At 71.2% G+C, this 15,093-nt stretch carries 15 protein-coding genes; 6 read left to right on the forward strand and 9 right to left on the reverse strand.

Going from position 1 to position 15,093, the window contains the following annotated elements; translation table 11 throughout:
* Window position 1 precedes the first annotated feature (1 nt).
* The 5 genes from ABT360_RS12945 to ABT360_RS12965 form a co-directional block, all read right to left on the reverse strand.
* Window positions 2–1,381, reverse strand: coding sequence for a glycoside hydrolase family 5 protein (locus tag ABT360_RS12945; protein ID WP_351814424.1), 1,380 nt, complete (start codon window positions 1,379–1,381; stop codon window positions 2–4).
* Window positions 1,382–1,441: 60 nt separating this feature from the next.
* Entirely contained in the window at window positions 1,442–2,407 is a 966-nt protein-coding gene (locus tag ABT360_RS12950; protein WP_351814426.1) for a zinc-binding dehydrogenase, read from the reverse strand.
* 79 nt (window positions 2,408–2,486) lie between these two features.
* Entirely contained in the window at window positions 2,487–4,043 is a 1,557-nt protein-coding gene (locus tag ABT360_RS12955; protein WP_351814428.1) for an alkaline phosphatase D family protein, read from the reverse strand.
* Window positions 4,040–4,612 carry a phosphoesterase gene (locus ABT360_RS12960; protein ID WP_351814430.1) on the reverse strand — a complete coding sequence of 191 codons (573 nt, stop codon included), beginning with the start codon at window positions 4,610–4,612 and terminating at the stop codon, window positions 4,040–4,042. The genes ABT360_RS12955 and ABT360_RS12960 overlap by 4 nt, the downstream gene beginning before the upstream one ends.
* A 214-nt stretch (window positions 4,613–4,826) precedes the next feature.
* Complete coding sequence (locus tag ABT360_RS12965; RefSeq protein ID WP_351814431.1) at window positions 4,827–6,044, reverse strand: NAD(P)-dependent malic enzyme; 1,218 nt, start codon at window positions 6,042–6,044, stop codon at window positions 4,827–4,829.
* A 561-nt stretch (window positions 6,045–6,605) separates the two neighbouring features.
* Between ABT360_RS12965 and ABT360_RS12970 the strand changes: the two genes are divergently transcribed.
* The 3 genes from ABT360_RS12970 to ABT360_RS12980 all read left to right on the forward strand — a co-directional run bounded on the left by ABT360_RS12970 (window position 6,606) and on the right by ABT360_RS12980 (window position 9,976).
* On the forward strand, window positions 6,606–7,586 hold the full coding sequence (locus tag ABT360_RS12970) for an ABC transporter substrate-binding protein (protein ID WP_351814433.1): 981 nt from the start codon (window positions 6,606–6,608) through the stop codon (window positions 7,584–7,586).
* 726 nt (window positions 7,587–8,312) lie between these two features.
* A complete protein-coding gene (locus ABT360_RS12975; protein ID WP_351814483.1) occupies window positions 8,313–9,218 on the forward strand; it encodes an amino acid ABC transporter permease in 906 nt (301 codons plus the stop codon).
* On the forward strand, window positions 9,215–9,976 hold the full coding sequence (locus ABT360_RS12980) for an amino acid ABC transporter ATP-binding protein (protein WP_351814435.1): 762 nt from the start codon (window positions 9,215–9,217) through the stop codon (window positions 9,974–9,976). The genes ABT360_RS12975 and ABT360_RS12980 overlap by 4 nt, the downstream gene beginning before the upstream one ends.
* 67 nt (window positions 9,977–10,043) lie before the next feature.
* Here ABT360_RS12980 and ABT360_RS12985 read toward each other — a convergent pair whose 3' ends face one another.
* A complete protein-coding gene (locus ABT360_RS12985; protein ID WP_351814437.1) occupies window positions 10,044–10,805 on the reverse strand; it encodes a class I SAM-dependent methyltransferase in 762 nt (253 codons plus the stop codon).
* 84 nt (window positions 10,806–10,889) lie between these two features.
* Here ABT360_RS12985 and ABT360_RS12990 point away from each other — a divergent pair, with 84 nt between their 5' ends.
* Window positions 10,890–11,519 (forward strand): CGNR zinc finger domain-containing protein, encoded by a 630-nt coding sequence (locus ABT360_RS12990; RefSeq protein ID WP_351814439.1) that lies wholly within the window; start codon window positions 10,890–10,892, stop codon window positions 11,517–11,519.
* Here the strand turns inward: ABT360_RS12990 and sodX are convergent.
* Entirely contained in the window at window positions 11,423–11,860 is a 438-nt protein-coding gene (gene sodX, locus ABT360_RS12995; protein WP_351814441.1) for a nickel-type superoxide dismutase maturation protease, read from the reverse strand. The two genes, ABT360_RS12990 and sodX, sit on opposite strands and share 97 nt — an antisense overlap.
* A 174-nt stretch (window positions 11,861–12,034) precedes the next feature.
* Between sodX and sodN the strand changes: the two genes are divergently transcribed.
* Window positions 12,035–12,430 (forward strand): superoxide dismutase, Ni, encoded by a 396-nt coding sequence (gene sodN / locus ABT360_RS13000; protein ID WP_084895967.1) that lies wholly within the window; start codon window positions 12,035–12,037, stop codon window positions 12,428–12,430.
* A gap of 291 nt (window positions 12,431–12,721) precedes the next feature.
* Window positions 12,722–13,516: a hypothetical protein gene (locus tag ABT360_RS13005; protein ID WP_351814443.1), complete on the forward strand. Its 795-nt coding sequence runs from the start codon at window positions 12,722–12,724 to the stop codon at window positions 13,514–13,516.
* Here ABT360_RS13005 and ABT360_RS13010 read toward each other — a convergent pair.
* Together ABT360_RS13010 and ABT360_RS13015 are read right to left on the reverse strand one after the other, a co-directional pair.
* Entirely contained in the window at window positions 13,506–14,039 is a 534-nt protein-coding gene (locus ABT360_RS13010; RefSeq protein ID WP_351814445.1) for a GNAT family N-acetyltransferase, read from the reverse strand. The two genes, ABT360_RS13005 and ABT360_RS13010, sit on opposite strands and share 11 nt — an antisense overlap.
* Window positions 14,040–14,059: 20 nt before the next feature.
* The gene (locus ABT360_RS13015; RefSeq protein ID WP_351814447.1) at window positions 14,060–15,037 is read right to left on the reverse strand and encodes a LysR family transcriptional regulator; all 978 of its coding nucleotides are present in this window, start codon (window positions 15,035–15,037) and stop codon (window positions 14,060–14,062) included.
* Between the last annotated feature and the right edge of the window lie 56 nt (window positions 15,038–15,093).

Raw genomic sequence — 15,093 nt, forward strand, 5'->3', positions numbered from 1 at the left:
ATCAGCGGGTGGCGCCGGGGGACACCGACACCGTGACCGTCGCGCCCGGCACCGCCCGTACCACCGCCCGCCCGGCCGGGCTCGGGACCAGCCACGCCCGCCCCTCCACCGCCACGCGCCAGCCGCTCGGGCTCGGGGGCAGGGAGAGCTCGGTGGCGCCGCCGCGTCCGGCGACGTAGGTCAGCCGGGACGGGCTCTGCTCGACCACCCGGCCCGCCACCGCCTCCGCGTACGGCGCGGCCGTCTGCTCCTTGTTGGTGCGCCAGGCACCCGAGCCGTCCACCGCGCAGTACCCACCGCCGTAGCACCACACATAGCCCGCCCAGCCCGAGCTGTAGCGGTTCAGGGACGTCAGCGCCTCGCGGTAGAAACGGCCCATGTTGGGCAGCGAGTTGTTCAGCGGGCCCCACTCCCCCACCACGACCGGCACCCGGTACTCCTTCGGGTACGCCGTCACCGCCGCCTCGTAGGACTCGATCCAGCCCGCCGAGGGGTCGTAGTCCGCGCCCGCCTCCATCGCGGTGTTGTAGAAGTGCGGGGCGTAGACGACCTTGTGGTCCTCGATCCGGCCCAGGCCCGTGGGGACGCCCTCCCCGACGATCGGGGTCGGCTCGACGAACACCCAGTTGTCGCCGTCGACCGAACGGACCGCGTCCGCGAGGCGGTTGTACAGGGGCGTGAGGTGGTCGCGCTCGATGCGGCGGGCGGCCGTCGGCAGGTCCTCGCCCTCGCGCAGCTCGCCCATCGGCTCGTTGATGAGGTCGTAGCCGATCACCGCCGGATGGTGCGCGAAGCGGCCGGCGAGGACCCGCCACATCCGGGCCTGGGCGCGCCGCAGGTCTCCATCCTCGTACAGGTGCGTGAAGGCCCGCTGCACGGCCGGCTCGAAGTACTCGGCGAACCAGTCGTCGGGGTGCGGGGTGAACGGCAGGCCGTCGGTGCGGGTGGCCCACTCCGGGATGCCCCGGTGGCCGAAGGCCGGGCCGAAGACGTCCTGGTGGGCGTCGATCAGGACGTACATGCGGTGCTTGTGCGCCCAGTCCAGGATCCGCTCGATCTTGCGGAGGTAGCTCTCGCTGTACCGGCCGCGCTTCGGCTCCAGGTCGTCCCAGAAGACCAGCAGCCGGGCGAAGTTGAAGCCCTGGGCCCGCATGTCGCGGAAGTGCTTCTCGGTGATGGCGGACAGCGCCGCCTCACCGCGGTGCGTCTTGTCCTCGACGTTCCAGCCGCGCAGTGTCAGGACGCGGCCCCGGCCGTCGGTGAGGCGGGGGATCTCCGAGGTGTCCGCGTGGGCCGAGACGGCCGAGGGGGCCGTAGGGGCCGAGGCGGCGGAAGGGGCGAGGGCCAGCAGGGCGGAGAGGGCGAGAGCGAGGGTGCGCATGACGGGACCTCCGGCACGGTCGACAGTGCCGGAGATCCCATCAGCGGAACTGACGGACCATCAAGAGGTGGTGAGGACAATCTTTCCGAAGAGGTCACCGGTGGCCATCTTCTCGAAGCCCTCCCGGGCCCGGTCCAGCGGCAGCACCTCGTCGATCACCGGCCGGACGCCCGTCGCCGCGCAGAACGCGAGCAGGTCCTCCAGCTCGTCCTTGGAGCCCATCGTCGAGCCGACGACCTTCAGCTCCAGGAAGAAGATCCGGGTCAGTTCGGCGTGCGAGGGCCGGTCGCCGCTCGTGGCGCCCGAGATCACCAGCGTGCCGCCCGGGCGCAGCGACTTCACCGAGTGCGACCAGGTGGCCGCGCCGACGGTCTCGATCACGGCGTCCACCCGCTGCGGCAGCCGCGCGCCCGGCTCGTACGCCTCGACCGCGCCCAGCTCGATCGCCCGCTTGCGCTTGGCCTCGTCGCGGCTGGTGGCGAAGACCCGCAGCCCGGCCGCCTTGCCCAGGACGATCGCGGCCGTGGCGACCCCGCCGCCCGCGCCCTGCACGAGGACCGAGTCGCCGGGGCGTACGCCCGCGTTGGTGAAGAGCATGCGGTACGCGGTGAGCCACGCGGTCGGCAGGCAGGCGGCCTCTGCGAAGGACAGCTCCTTCGGCTTGGGCAGTACGTTCCAGGCGGGGACGGCGACCTTCTCGGCGAACGTGCCCTGGTAGCGCTCGGTCAGGATGGAGCGGGGCTCGTTCGGACCGACGCCGTGGCCGGTCTGGCCGATGACGGAGTGGACGACCACCTCGTTGCCGTCCTCGTCGAGGCCGGCGGCGTCGCAGCCGAGGATCATCGGCAACTTGTCCTCGCCCAGCCCGACCCCCCGCAGCGACCAGAGGTCGTGGTGGTTGAGGGAGGCGGCCTTGACGGTGACGGTGGTCCAGCCGGGAAGGACCTCGGGGGCGGGGCGTTCGCCCAGCTCAAGTCCGTTCAGGGGCTGGTCGCGGTCGATTCGGGCGGCGTAGGCAGCGAACATGACCTTGACCATAGGACGACACCGGTGCGCGGCGGTACCGCACACCGGTGTGACGTACGTCAGTCCCGGTCGGCCGCGGTCAGTCCCGGCGCCACTGGGCGGGGCTGTTCTTGGTGGCCGGGTCCTCGTACGAACCCGTCCTTCCCCGGTCCACGTGGAAGGTGGTGAGCGTGGAGACGGGTGAGACCGGGTCGCGGCGGTCGGCGATCACCCGCATGTGCGCGCTGAACCGCTGCGGCGTGACCTCGTACACGTCGTAGCCGTACCGGTTGCCCTCGAAGTACTTCAGGTGCGGGTTGGCCTTCCCCATGAGGGGGCCGTTGGTCGCGTTCCAGTCGGCGGAGTAGGCGCCCGAGGTGACCGAGTGGGCCGTGAACTCCGTCCCGACGAGCGGCGAGGAGGTGTCGTCGAAGTCCGTGCGGATGTCGTCGACGAACGCCGAGTGCCAGTCGCCGGTGATGACGACGAGGTCTTCGAGGCCACTGGTGTGGACGTGGTTCAGGACCTCCTTGCGCTCGGCGAGGAAGCCGTCCCACTGGTCGGTGAACATGTACGAGCCGCCCGGCCGGCCCCGGAGCTGGCTGAGCATGATCGAGTTGGCCCACACGTGCCAGGAGTCGGGCGCCCGGTCGATGGTCCCCTTGAGCCAGGACTTCTGTTCGGCGCCCAGGATGGTGCCGTTCGGCAGGTTCTGTGCGGAGCGGTACGAGCGCAGGTCGAGGACGGTCAGCTCCAGCAGGTCGCCCCAGCGGCGTACGCGGTGGATCTCCGGGTCGGGCAACGCCGCCGTGGCGGAGTTGTCGCGGTGCGGCATGTTCTCGTACCAGGCCTGGTACGCGGCCGCCCGCCGCTGCATGAACGGCGCCCCGCCGCCCGTACCGCTGTAGTCGTTGACGACCTCGTGGTCGTCCCAGGTGAGGAACCACGGGTGGGCGGCGTGCGCCTCGCGCAGGGAGGCGTCGCCCTTGTAGAGGGCGTGGCGGCGGCGGTAGTCGGCGAGGGTGAGGATCGCGGGTGTGTCGTGGTCGCGCACGTGGTCGCCGCCGACGGGGCCGTGCTCGTAGATGTAGTCGCCGAGGTGGACGACGAAGTCGACGTTCTCGCGGGCGATGCCCCGGTGGGCGGCGTAGTAGCCGTCGTGGAACGCCTGACAGTTGGCGGCGGCGAAGCGTACGCGGGAGACGGCGCCCACGGGTGCGGTCTTCGTCCTGCCGACCCGGCTGGTCTTGCCGAGGGCCTTGAAGGCGTACCAGTAGTGGCGTCCGGCACTCAGCCCGCTCACCGGCACGTGAACGCTGTGGCCGAGCGTCGCGGAGGCGGGGGCCTTGCCCCGGGCCACGACCCGGCTCAGCGCCTGGTCCTCCGCCACCACCCACTCGACCTCGACGACCTCGGGCAGCTGCTGCTCGGCGGCGAGCGGCTCGGGCGCGAGGCGCGTCCACAGCACGACGCCGGTCGGCTGCGGGTCACCGGAGGCGACACCGAGGGTGAAGGGGGCCGGGTCGTAGTCGGCGCCGAGCGCCTCGGCGGCCTCACGCGCCTGGGCGGGCGAGAGGCCGGCGCTGAGCGGCCACACGAGGTTCAGGGCACCGGCGGCGCCGGCGGCCTTGAGCAGGTTGCGTCGGTCGAGCGTCATGCCTGTACCCCCGTGAGCGTGAGCGTGATCCCGTCCGCGTAACCGTCGTTCGACGTGCCGCCGCCGGTACGGGTGAGCACGAGGAGTACGCGCGCGGTGCGGGCACCGGGCGGGACGAGCGACCCCGCCCTGCGCTCCAGCAGCCCCGTGCGCCCGTTGCGCTCCCCCGCCGTCACCGGCCCCAGCACGCTCAGCGCCACCGGGGTGCCCTTGCCGTCCCGGAACTCCACCGACAGCCGGGCGCCGTCCTCCTGGGTCGCGTAGCCGCCGAGCCAGGCGCTCACCGCGTACCGCACCTGGCCGGCGTCGACGGCCGCGTGGCCGGTGGTCCCGGTGGCGGGCAGGGCGATGTCCTGGAGGAGGGCGGTGCGGGGCGAGTTCCCGCCGGAGAAGAACCGGCTCCCGCGCTGGGCGGGACCCGGGTCGGAGGCGGTGGGGTATCCCCCGCCGAGGGTGTACGCGATGAGGGCGGGCGCGCCCTGCACGACCCGCCAGCCGGTGACGGTCCCGACGGGATCGGCGGTACCTCCCGGACCGCTTTCGGCGTCCCCGTTGACGACCAGATTCACGCGCGCCTCCTGTGTGCTGTTGTTCCGTGGGGTGGCCTGGCGCGCTGCATCACAGCAGCCCCACATGAACCTCCGGAAGAGCGGCGGCGAACATTGCGCGGGCGGTCCAAGGACCCGTGCGGAAAGTCCAAGGCCCAGGGACGCGGAAGGGCCCCGGCCACACCCCGAGGGGGAGGGGACGGGGCCCTTCTCGGCAGGCACCGGCAGCCGGGTGTCAGCGGCGGGCGACGCCCTCCGCGCGAGCGGCGGCGGCCACGGCGGCCGTGACGGCCGGGGCGACCCGCTCGTCGAACGGCGACGGGATCACGTAGTCGGCGGCCAGCTGGTCACCGACCACGTCCGCCAGCGCGTTGGCGGCGGCGATCTTCATGCCCTCGGTGATCCTGGACGCCCGCACCTGGAGCGCGCCCGCGAAGATGCCGGGGAAGGCGAGCACGTTGTTGATCTGGTTCGGGTAGTCCGACCGGCCGGTGGCCACGACCGACGCGTACTTGTGCGCGACGTCGGGGTGGACCTCCGGGTTCGGGTTGGCCATCGCGAAGACGAAGGCGTTCGGCGCCATCGACGCGATCGCCGGCTCCGGCACCGTACCGCCGGAGACGCCGATGAAGACGTCCGCACCGGCCAGCGCGCTCTCCAGGGAGCCGGTGAGCCCGGCGCGGTTGGTGAGCTCGGCGAGCTCGCGCTTGACCGGCGTGAGGTCCTCGCGGTCCCGGCTGACGATGCCCTTGCGGTCCGCGACCGCCACGTCGCCGAGGCCGGCCTCCAGCAGGAATTTGGCGATGGCCACACCGGCCGCGCCGGCGCCGGAGATCACGGCGCGCAGGTCGCCCAGACCGCGGCCGGTCAGCTTCGCCGCGTTCCGCAGGGCGGCCAGGGTGACCACGGCGGTGCCGTGCTGGTCGTCGTGGAAGACCGGGATGTCGAGCCGCTCCTGGAGCTTGCGCTCGATCTCGAAGCACCGGGGCGCCGAGATGTCCTCCAGGTTCACGCCGCCGAAGGACGGCGCGAGGCGGACGACGGTGTCCACGATCTCGTCCGTGTCGGTCGTGGCGAGCGCGATGGGCACCGCGTCCACGCCGCCGAACTGCTTGAAGAGGATCGCCTTCCCCTCCATGACCGGGAGGGACGCCTCCGGGCCGATGTCACCGAGTCCGAGCACGGCCGTGCCGTCCGTCACGACGGCGACGACCTGGGACTTCCAGGTGTAGTCGTGCACGAGCTCCGGCCGCTCGGCGATGGCGCTGCACACCTTGGCGACGCCCGGCGTGTACGCGAGGGACAGGTCGTCCCTGTCGCGGATCGGAACCGTGGCCTGCACGGCCATCTTGCCGCCGCGATGCAGCGCGAACGCCGGATCGAAGGGCTCGTCGGATGCACTCCCGGTGCTGTTGTCACTGTCGCTGCGAGGATTGACGATCTCCGCTGCCATTTGTTGACCCCTTAAGTCATTTCGTTCGAGGGTGGCCACTCCTGGTTGAGGAGGGGTGGGCGGGCACCGCGTCCGTGCCTGCGCGAGGCGGTTGGCCCGCCCTTGCAGGGAGAGGTACGTACGCGTCGGGCGCGCCGCACACGCGCCCTGAGCCCCGGATGAGGGGTGTAAGGATCCTTCTTACCGGACGGACCGCTCTGTCGACGAGTCGGTATCTCATATGAGCCTTGACCCCGGCCACAGCCGGAATCCGGTGACATGACTCATAGCTGAATTTCTGGACAAGTCCGTTGCAGGCCGATTTGCGACCGCTATCGCGTCCGAATAACGAGATCAACCGGAGATTTTCCGGCCGGAAGAAGGCAACCCCGTAGAAGGTCCGGCCCTGATGTACCGGCCTGTTGGGGTTCGGGGGTGTCCCGTTACCCGATTTTGACATGCGCGGCCCCCTGTTTGGGCTAGTCCGAATGGCAAGATGCCGTAATCACACGCGGTCGAGGCACCCGATGGTGCGTGCGCGACCGCTTTGGCAACTCCCTCACCCGCCGGAGGAACCCGACCATGACCGCAAGCACCACCCGCTGTACGACCGCCGCGAAGACCCGGACGTCCCGGACGCCCCGGATAGCCGCGGTCGCCGCGATCGCGGTCGCCGGCTCCATGCTGCTGACCGCCTGTGGCGACCAGACCGAGGCCGGCAAGGCGAAGGAATCGGGCGCCACCTCCCAGGGCAGCTCGGCCCCGCTCTTCGCGAAGCTGCCCGAGAAGTACAAGAAGTCCGGTGTCATCAAGGTCGGCACGGATGCGGCATACGCCCCCATGGAGTCCATGGAGGGCAACAAGATCGTCGGTATCGACCCGGAGATCGGTGAGGCGCTCGGCAAGAAGCTGGGCGTGACGTTCAAGTTCGAGAACGGCAAGTTCGACGGTCTGGTCGGCTCCCTGTACTCGGGCCGCGTCGACATCGTGATGTCCGGCATGACGGACAACAAGGACCGCCAGCAGGGCCTGGACGAGGGCAAGAAGACCGGCAAGGGCGTCGACTTCGTCGACTACTTCCAGTCCGGCACGGCCATCCTGGTCAAGAAGGGCAACCCCAAGGGCATCAAGACCCTCGACGACCTGTGCGGCAAGAAGGTCGCGGTCCAGCTCGGCACGACGTACGCGGACGCCGCCAAGGCGCAGTCCGCCAAGTGCGAGAAGGACGGCAAGCCCAAGATCGCCATCGAGACCCCGGACACGGACGCCGAGGCGCAGGTGCGCGTGAAGTCGGGCGGCGCGGACGCCGACCTGAACGACTACCCGGTCGCCGTGCACGTCGCGAAGACCGCGGACGCGGGCAAGGCCTTCGAGGTCGCCGGCGAGCCGGTCGACGCGGGCCCGTTCGGCATCGCCGTGGACAAGGGCAACACCCAGCTGCGTGACGCGATCAAGGAAGCCCTCGACGCGATCATCGCGGATGGCACGTACCAGAAGATCCTGGACAAGTGGGGCGCCTCGCAGAGCGCGATCGACAAGGCCGTCATCAACGGCGGCAAGTGATCCACCCGCGCTCTGTGAAAGGCAGTCATCGTGACTGAAAAGCTCACCCCGGGGTCCTCCGACACCCCATCGGAGGACACCGGCGCCGGCACGGCGAAGCCCGCCGCCGCGAAGAAGGCCTCGACCCCGAGGAAGACGGCGGCCAAGAAGGCCGCCGCGCCCCGCAAGACGGCCGCCAAGAAGACCACCGCCACGCGGAAGACGGCGACGGCCAAGAAGGCGACCACCGCCGGCACGGCCAAGAAGGCCCCGGCCAAGCGCACGACGGCCGCCGCCAAGGCCACCGAGGCGGCCGAGGCCACCGCGACGGCCGCCGCAGCGGCGGACGCCGTGAAGGCCGTGCAGGCCCCGGAGACCGCCGCGTCCTCCGCCCCCGCCGAGGACACCCGGGCGGTCCCGACCGCGACCCCGGCCGAGGGCGGCGAGGCGGCTCCGGCCGCCGACGCCCCGGAGACGACCGACGCCGGCAAGGCGACCAAGGCCGTCGAGGCGGCCGAGGCGACCGCGACGGCTGCTGCCGCCGCCGACGCCGTGGAAGCCCTCCAGAAGTCCCCGGCCGCCGAGACCGCCCCCGCCGGTGACAAGGCGGAGCCCGAGGTCACCGCCACCAAGGCGGAGCCCGAGGCGAAGCCCACGGCGGACAAGGCCCCGGAGGACGCCAAGGGCGCGACCCTCACCAAGGAGCCCGCCGCCGGGGACGCCGGCGGGTCCGGGCGCACGCCCCGGATCGCCAAGGAGGACGGCGACGCCGCCGAGCCGATCCGGGCGATCCCCGTCCGCCACTACGGGCGCTACGTCAGCGGCGCGCTCGTGCTCGCCATCCTGGTCTGGCTGATCTCCGCCTTCGCCGGCGGCAACGTCAACTGGGCGACGGTCGGCGACTACATCACCGACGGCGACATCATCGCCGGCATGGGCCGCACGCTGATGATCAGCGTCGTGTCGATGGTCATCGGCCTCGTACTCGGCGTCGTGCTCGCCGTGATGCGGATGTCGAAGAACCCGGTGACCGGTGGTGTCTCCTGGCTCTTCATCTGGATCTTCCGCGGCACCCCGGTCTACGTCCAGCTGCTGCTCTGGTACAGCCTCGCGCTGATCTTCCCCATCTTCGAGATCCCGTTCATCTACAAGGACGAGATGACGGACGTCATGACCCCGCTGGTCGTGGCGCTGCTCGGACTGGGCCTCAACGAGGGCGCCTACATGGCGGAGATCGTCCGCGCCGGCATCCAGTCGGTCGACGAGGGCCAGACCGAGGCCGCGCACGCGCTCGGCATGACCCAGACGCAGACCATGCGCCGCGTGGTGCTGCCCCAGGCGATGCGGGTGATCATCCCGCCGACCGGCAACGAGTTCATCAACCTGCTGAAGACCTCGTCGCTGGTGGCGGTGGTCTCGTACCCCGACCTGCTCCGCAGCGCGCAGATCGTCTCCGGCCGTACGTACGCGGTGATGGAGATGCTCTTCGTGGCCTCCTTCTGGTACCTGGCGCTGACCAGCATCTTCAGCGTCGGCCAGTTCTACCTGGAGCGCCGTTACGCCCGCGGTTCGCTGCGCGATCTCCCCAAGACCCCATGGCAGAAGGTCAAGGCCAATCTGTCCACCCTGCGACGCCCGGAGGTGGCGCGATGACCGCCATGGTGAAGGCCGAGGGCGTGCACAAGTCCTACGGCGCGGCCCACATTCTCAAGGGCATCGACCTGGAGGTGGCGCCGGGTGAGGTGTTCTGCCTCATCGGTCCCTCCGGTTCGGGCAAGTCGACCTTCCTGCGGTGCATCAACCACCTGGAGAAGGTCAACGCCGGCCGCCTGTACGTCGACGGCGAGCTGGTCGGTTACCGCCAGAAGGGCGACAAGCTGTACGAGCTGAAGGACAGCGAGGTCGCCCTCAAGCGCCGGGACATCGGCATGGTCTTCCAGCGCTTCAACCTGTTCCCCCACATGACGGCGGTCGAGAACGTCATGGAGGCCCCGGTCCAGGTCAAGGGCGAGTCCAAGGCCGTGGCCCGCGAGCGGGCACTGAAGCTGCTGGACCGGGTGGGGCTGGGCGACAAGTCCGGCAACTACCCCTCCCAGCTCTCCGGCGGCCAGCAGCAGCGTGTGGCGATCGCCCGGGCGCTGGCGATGGAGCCGAAGCTGATGCTCTTCGACGAGCCGACGTCGGCGCTCGACCCGGAGCTCGTGGGCGACGTGCTGGACGTGATGCGGGACCTGGCCGAATCGGGCATGACGATGGTCGTCGTCACGCACGAGATGGGCTTCGCCCGTGAGGTCGGCGACTCCCTGGTGTTCATGGACGGCGGTGTGGTGGTCGAGTCCGGCCACCCGCGTGACGTCCTGACCAACCCGCAGCACGACCGGACGAAGGCGTTCCTGTCGAAGGTGCTGTAAAGGCGCTGTAGCTGACACTTGAAGGGGCGGTACGGGTCATCCCGTACCGCCCCTTCCCGTGGCTCGGCTACTTCAGCGCCAGCACCAGCGCGTCCGACGGCGAGGACCACACCGCCCTCGCCTCGGCGAACCCGGCTTCCCGGAGGGTGCGCGCGTGCCAGTCCAGGGAGGGTGTGTCGCCCTCGGCGTGCTCGCCGTAGATCGCGAACCGCTCGGCCGTCGGAGCGGCCAGGACCGGGTCCTTGGCGGCCAGTTCCCACCAGGCGGCCCAGTCGAGGGCGCCGGACTCCTTGGCGCGGTCCATCGCGGCGTGCCGGTGGGCGCGCTCTGCGGCGTTGATGCGGGGCGTGGACTCGTCGCGCATGTGGTCGGCGTTCATGAACACGCCGCCCTCGCGGACGAGCCCGCCGAGCTGCCCGTACAGCGTGGCCAGCGGCTCCACGCGGAGCCAGTGCAGGGCGGTGGCGGTGAGGACGGCGTCGTACGAGTCGTACGGCAGCGCCCGGACCCACTGCGGGTCCGTGAGGTCGGCCCTCACGAAGGTCACCCTGTCGTCGCCGTCGAAGTACCCCTCGGCGATGGCGAGGAGCGCGGGGTCGAGGTCGACACCGGTGCTGACGGCGTCCGGGAACCGGTCGAACAGCCGCTTCGTGATACTTCCCGTACCGCACGCGAGGTCGAGGACCCTCGGCGCGGGGCCGGTGAACGCCTCGACCATGTCGAGCATGACCCTGAACCGCTCCTCGCGGTCGGGCATGTACCACTCCTGCTGCCGGTCCCAGCTGTCCTGCCAGGCACGCCAGTCGGTTCCCGCAGTCGTCTCCGTCACCGCGACCTCCGTAATACCCTCGTATCAGACCCGTCTGTTACTCGTTCTGTTCCCGACCCTAGACCGCCGCCGTAAGGACTACAAGTGGAACTGGCCTATTACTCGGACTATGCCGTACGTCTGGTGAACACCGAGGAGCCGGCGCGCAACAAGGACTCCCTGACCTCCGTGGACGCGGTCCGCGAACTGTTCGGCGAGGCATCGCAGATGGCGCGGCGCGCGACCGACGCGGACGTCACCCGGTTCCGTTCGGTACGGACACGGCTGCGGGCGGTCTTCACCGCGGCCGACGCGGGCGACCAGACACACGCCGTGGACCTGCTCAACTCGCTGCTGCTGGAGTTCCCGGTCAGCCCGCAGATCTCCGGCCACGAAACCCTCGACGACGAGGGCCGCCCGCGCTGGCACATGCACCTCGCGGACCACCCGTCCAACGCGACCGCCGGGTACGCCGCGATCGCCGCCATGGGCCTGGCCTTCCACCTGACCGAGTTCGGCGCCGACCGGCTCGGCCTGTGCCAGGCGGCCCCGTGCCGCAACGCGTACCTGGACACCTCCACCAACCGGTCCCGCCGCTACTGCTCCGACCGCTGCGCCACCCGCGCGAACGTCGCCGCCTACCGCGCCCGCAAGCGCCTGGAGACGGAACGGTCGGCGAGCACCGGCCGCACCGCCGACACCAGCCAGGAGAGCACCACCCCGACCGACCGCTGACGGCCGGGCCGTATCCCCCGGTACCGCGCCCGCACCCGCCCCAGCACCAGCTCCGGGGGGACGGGGCCGAAAGCCCGGCTGTCCACGGCCTCGGCGGCCCGGTTGTCCCCGAGCACCCACCAGCCGCCGTCGCGCCGCTCGACCAGCCGCTTCACGATCAGCAGGTCCTGCTGCAGGGGATGCCGCAGCACGGCCACGTCCCCGGCCCGCAGCGGTGCCCCGTAGTGCACCAGCAGCTGGTCACCGTGGTGCAGGGTGGGCACCATCGACGGCCCGGTCACCTCCGCGACCCCGAACGGCGCCTTCGGCCCCCGCTCGGGCTCGCGCCCCTGCTCCGTCATCCGGCACACCTCCTGGACCTTCCTGGACCTTCCTTGACCAATCCTGGACCTTCCTCCACGAGTCCCATGGTCACCCTGGACTTTTGTCGTAAGCCCAAGGGGGCACTCGCGAAAACCCGTCTGTCACGGAGTAATCTCCCACCTGAGAAGACGATCACGAGGAAGGACGGCTCAATGCTCTCCCGCCTGTTTGCCCCGAAGGTGAAGGTCAGCGCCCACTGCGACCTCCCCTGCGGTGTCTACGACCCGGCCCAGGCCCGTATCGAGGCCGAGTCCGTCAAGGCCACCCAGGAGAAGATGCAGGCGAACGACGACCCGCACTTCCAGGCCCGTGCGACGACCATCAAGGAAGAGCGCGCGGAGCTCGCCAAGCACCACGTCTCGGTGCTGTGGAGCGACTACTTCAAGCCGCCGCACTTCGAGAAGTACCCGGAGCTGCACCAGCTGGTCAACGACGCCCTGAAGGCCCTCTCGGCCGCCAAGGCGTCGACCGACCCGGCGACGGGCCAGAAGGCGCTGGACTACATCGCGCAGATCGACAAGATCTTCTGGGAGACCAAGAAGGCCTGAGCTGCCCACCCGAGCAGCGAAGCGAACAGAACGGCGGCCCGGCCCGGCGGAATACGCCATGGCCGGGCCGCCGTGCGTTCCGGCGTGGGGTGCTGTTCGCCGGGCGCCCGGGCGGTCGTGGAAACGGACCGCGCCTCGTCCCGGGCGGGGGCTGCCGCTGGACCTCCGGCAGACCGGGGCCCGCGCCTCCGCGACGACGGCGTCCGTCGGCAACGGGCCCGCCCCGAGGGCGAGTAGATCGTGCGGTTCCGGCGGGGCGGTGGGTGGTCGGGCCCCCGGTAGCCTGCGGCCATGTCGACACCCAATCCGTACCAGCAGAGCCCCTACCAGCACGTCCCTCCCCAGCAGCCCAATCCGTACGCCCAGTCCCAGCCGTTCTACGGTCCGGCCCAGCCGCCGGTTCCGCCGGTGCCGCCGGGGGCCGGTCCGGGCGGGCGCAAGGCGGTGCCGGGGTGGCTGTGGGCGCTCGGGGGCGTGGTGGTGGCGTCGGCGGTGTGGGCGGGGTCGCTGTTCGCGACCGGCACGCTCGGCGGGGCGGAGGCGGACTTCGCGGGCCACCGGTACCAGGAGAACATGTGCGACAGCACGCCCCTGGACGCCTTCCGGAAGCGGTACGAGCTGGAGGAGGAGACCGACTCGGACAATCGTTTCGCCTCCCGGCAGAAGGGCATAGACCAGAGCTACTGCAGCCGCAGCCTCAAGGACCCGAAGGCCGACGAGGGTTCGCTGGCGAACATCTACGTCTCCGCCAGGGCCGAGTGGCACAAGGCGACCGACCCGGCGGGCGAGTTCGCGTCGCTCCAGCTGTCCCACGAGGACAGGTCGGACAAGACGTACGCCTACGAGACCGAGGCCGTCGAGGGCTTCGGCGACGAGGCGTACCTGGTGACCGAGAAGCGCGGCAAGGACAAGGACGGGCTCGGCGGCATGACGCTGGCCGTGCGGGACGGCTGGTTCACCTTCGAGCTGCGCTGGAGCTGGTTCGGCGGTGGCCCCGACGACAAGACCACGCCGCCCGCCGAGCATGAGGTCCGGGCGATGCTGGAGGCCGACACCCGGGCGACGCTGGATGCCCTCAAGCAGTAGCGACCGGCCGGGCGTCATGGGCCCATGTGAGGAGCGTGTGGGTGCGGCCGTTGCTGCGTACCGTCTCGGGCGGCTCGTCCGTGAGACGGAAGCCTGCCGCGCGGGCGACGGCCGCGCTGGCGGCGTTGTCCGGCTCGATCCGCAGGATCACCCTCGGCAGGCCGAGCACCGCGTGGGCGTGGCCGGTCAGCAGGCGGGTGGCGCGGGAGGCGAGGCCCTGGCCTCGGTGGGCGGCGCCGACGGCGTACCCGAGGGTTCCTTGGGTGAGGTCCAGCAGCACTTCGCCGAGCGGTGCGCCGCCGTCCTTGGTGATGGCCAGGTGGAGGCGGGTGCCGTCGGCGCGGGTGCGGTGGATCATGGACAGGTACGCGGTCGCGGCGGCCTCGTCGAACGGGGAGGCGAGGGGCGTGCGGTAGGCGACGGCGGGTTCGTCGAACAGCTCGGCCATGGCGGGGACGTCCGCGTCGGTCCACGCGCGCAGCACGAGGTCACCATCGGTGAGGGTGGGGGGCGTGAGGGGCATGGGGGGGTGCCTTCCTGGGGTCAGGCCGCCTGTGCCAGGGGGCTTCCGTGGCGCAGCAGCCACTGCCGGTACGCCGAGGTGCGCAGCGCCGCCTCGCGGTAGGCGGCGGTGAGCTCCGCGTACGCCGCTTCCGCGTACGTCGCGTCGGTGCAGCCGGTGCCGGTGCCCGTTCCGGGGCGGCTGTAGAGCAGCAGGCGCACCGCCAGCGGGTCGCCCCGTAACGGACGTATCGCCATGTCGTCGCGCGGGCCCGACGTCGGCTGGCACGGCGCCACGACCTCGCCGGCCACGATGAGCGACGCGGCCGTGTGGTAGTCGCCGTGCAGGACCGGAGGGTCGATCCCGGCAGCCCCGAGCACCCGGCGCAGCCCGTCCCACTCGCCGTCCACGGTGGGATCGACCATCCAGCGGTCGCCGGCCAGGTCGGTGAGGTCCACGACGGGCGCGGCGGCGGCCGGGTGGTCCCGCGCCATGGAGATGAACTGCGGCTCGCGCTCGACCAGTACGCGCCGCTCCAGGCCCTCCGGTACCCGCAGCGGGAAGCCCTCCACCTCGTGGACGAAGGCCACGTCGAGCTGCCCCGCCGCCAGCGCCCGCAGCAGGGCGCCCGCCGAGACGTCCATGTGCAGCGTGATGTCGGTGCCGGGCAGCCGGTCCCGCAGCCGGCGCAGCCAGCCCGCCAGCACCCGGCTCGCGGTGGAGCCGATGCGCAGCCGGGCCCCGTCGGCGCGGGCGGCTGCTGCCCTGGTCTCGGTGACGAGGAGGGTCATCTGGGCCACGAGGGGGCGGGCGCGGCTGAGGACGGCGTGGCCCAGCGGGGTGGGCCTGCACCCGGTCCGCTCGCGGGCGAACAGCTCGGCGCCCAGGGCGTGTTCGATGCGCCGCAGCTGGGTCGTCAGGGACGGCTGGCTGACGCCGAGCAGGCGGGCGGCCTTGTGCAGGCTGCCCGTGTCCGCGATGGCGCACAGCGCCCGCAGGTGCCTCACCTCCAGCTCCATGCCCCGAGGGTAGGACGGTTGACGGTCGTACCACCAGATACGGCAAGGGAGTTGAG

Origin of the sequence: Streptomyces sp. NPDC000229 (assembly GCF_040300825.1) — a bacterium.
GTDB lineage: Bacteria > Actinomycetota > Actinomycetes > Streptomycetales > Streptomycetaceae > Streptomyces.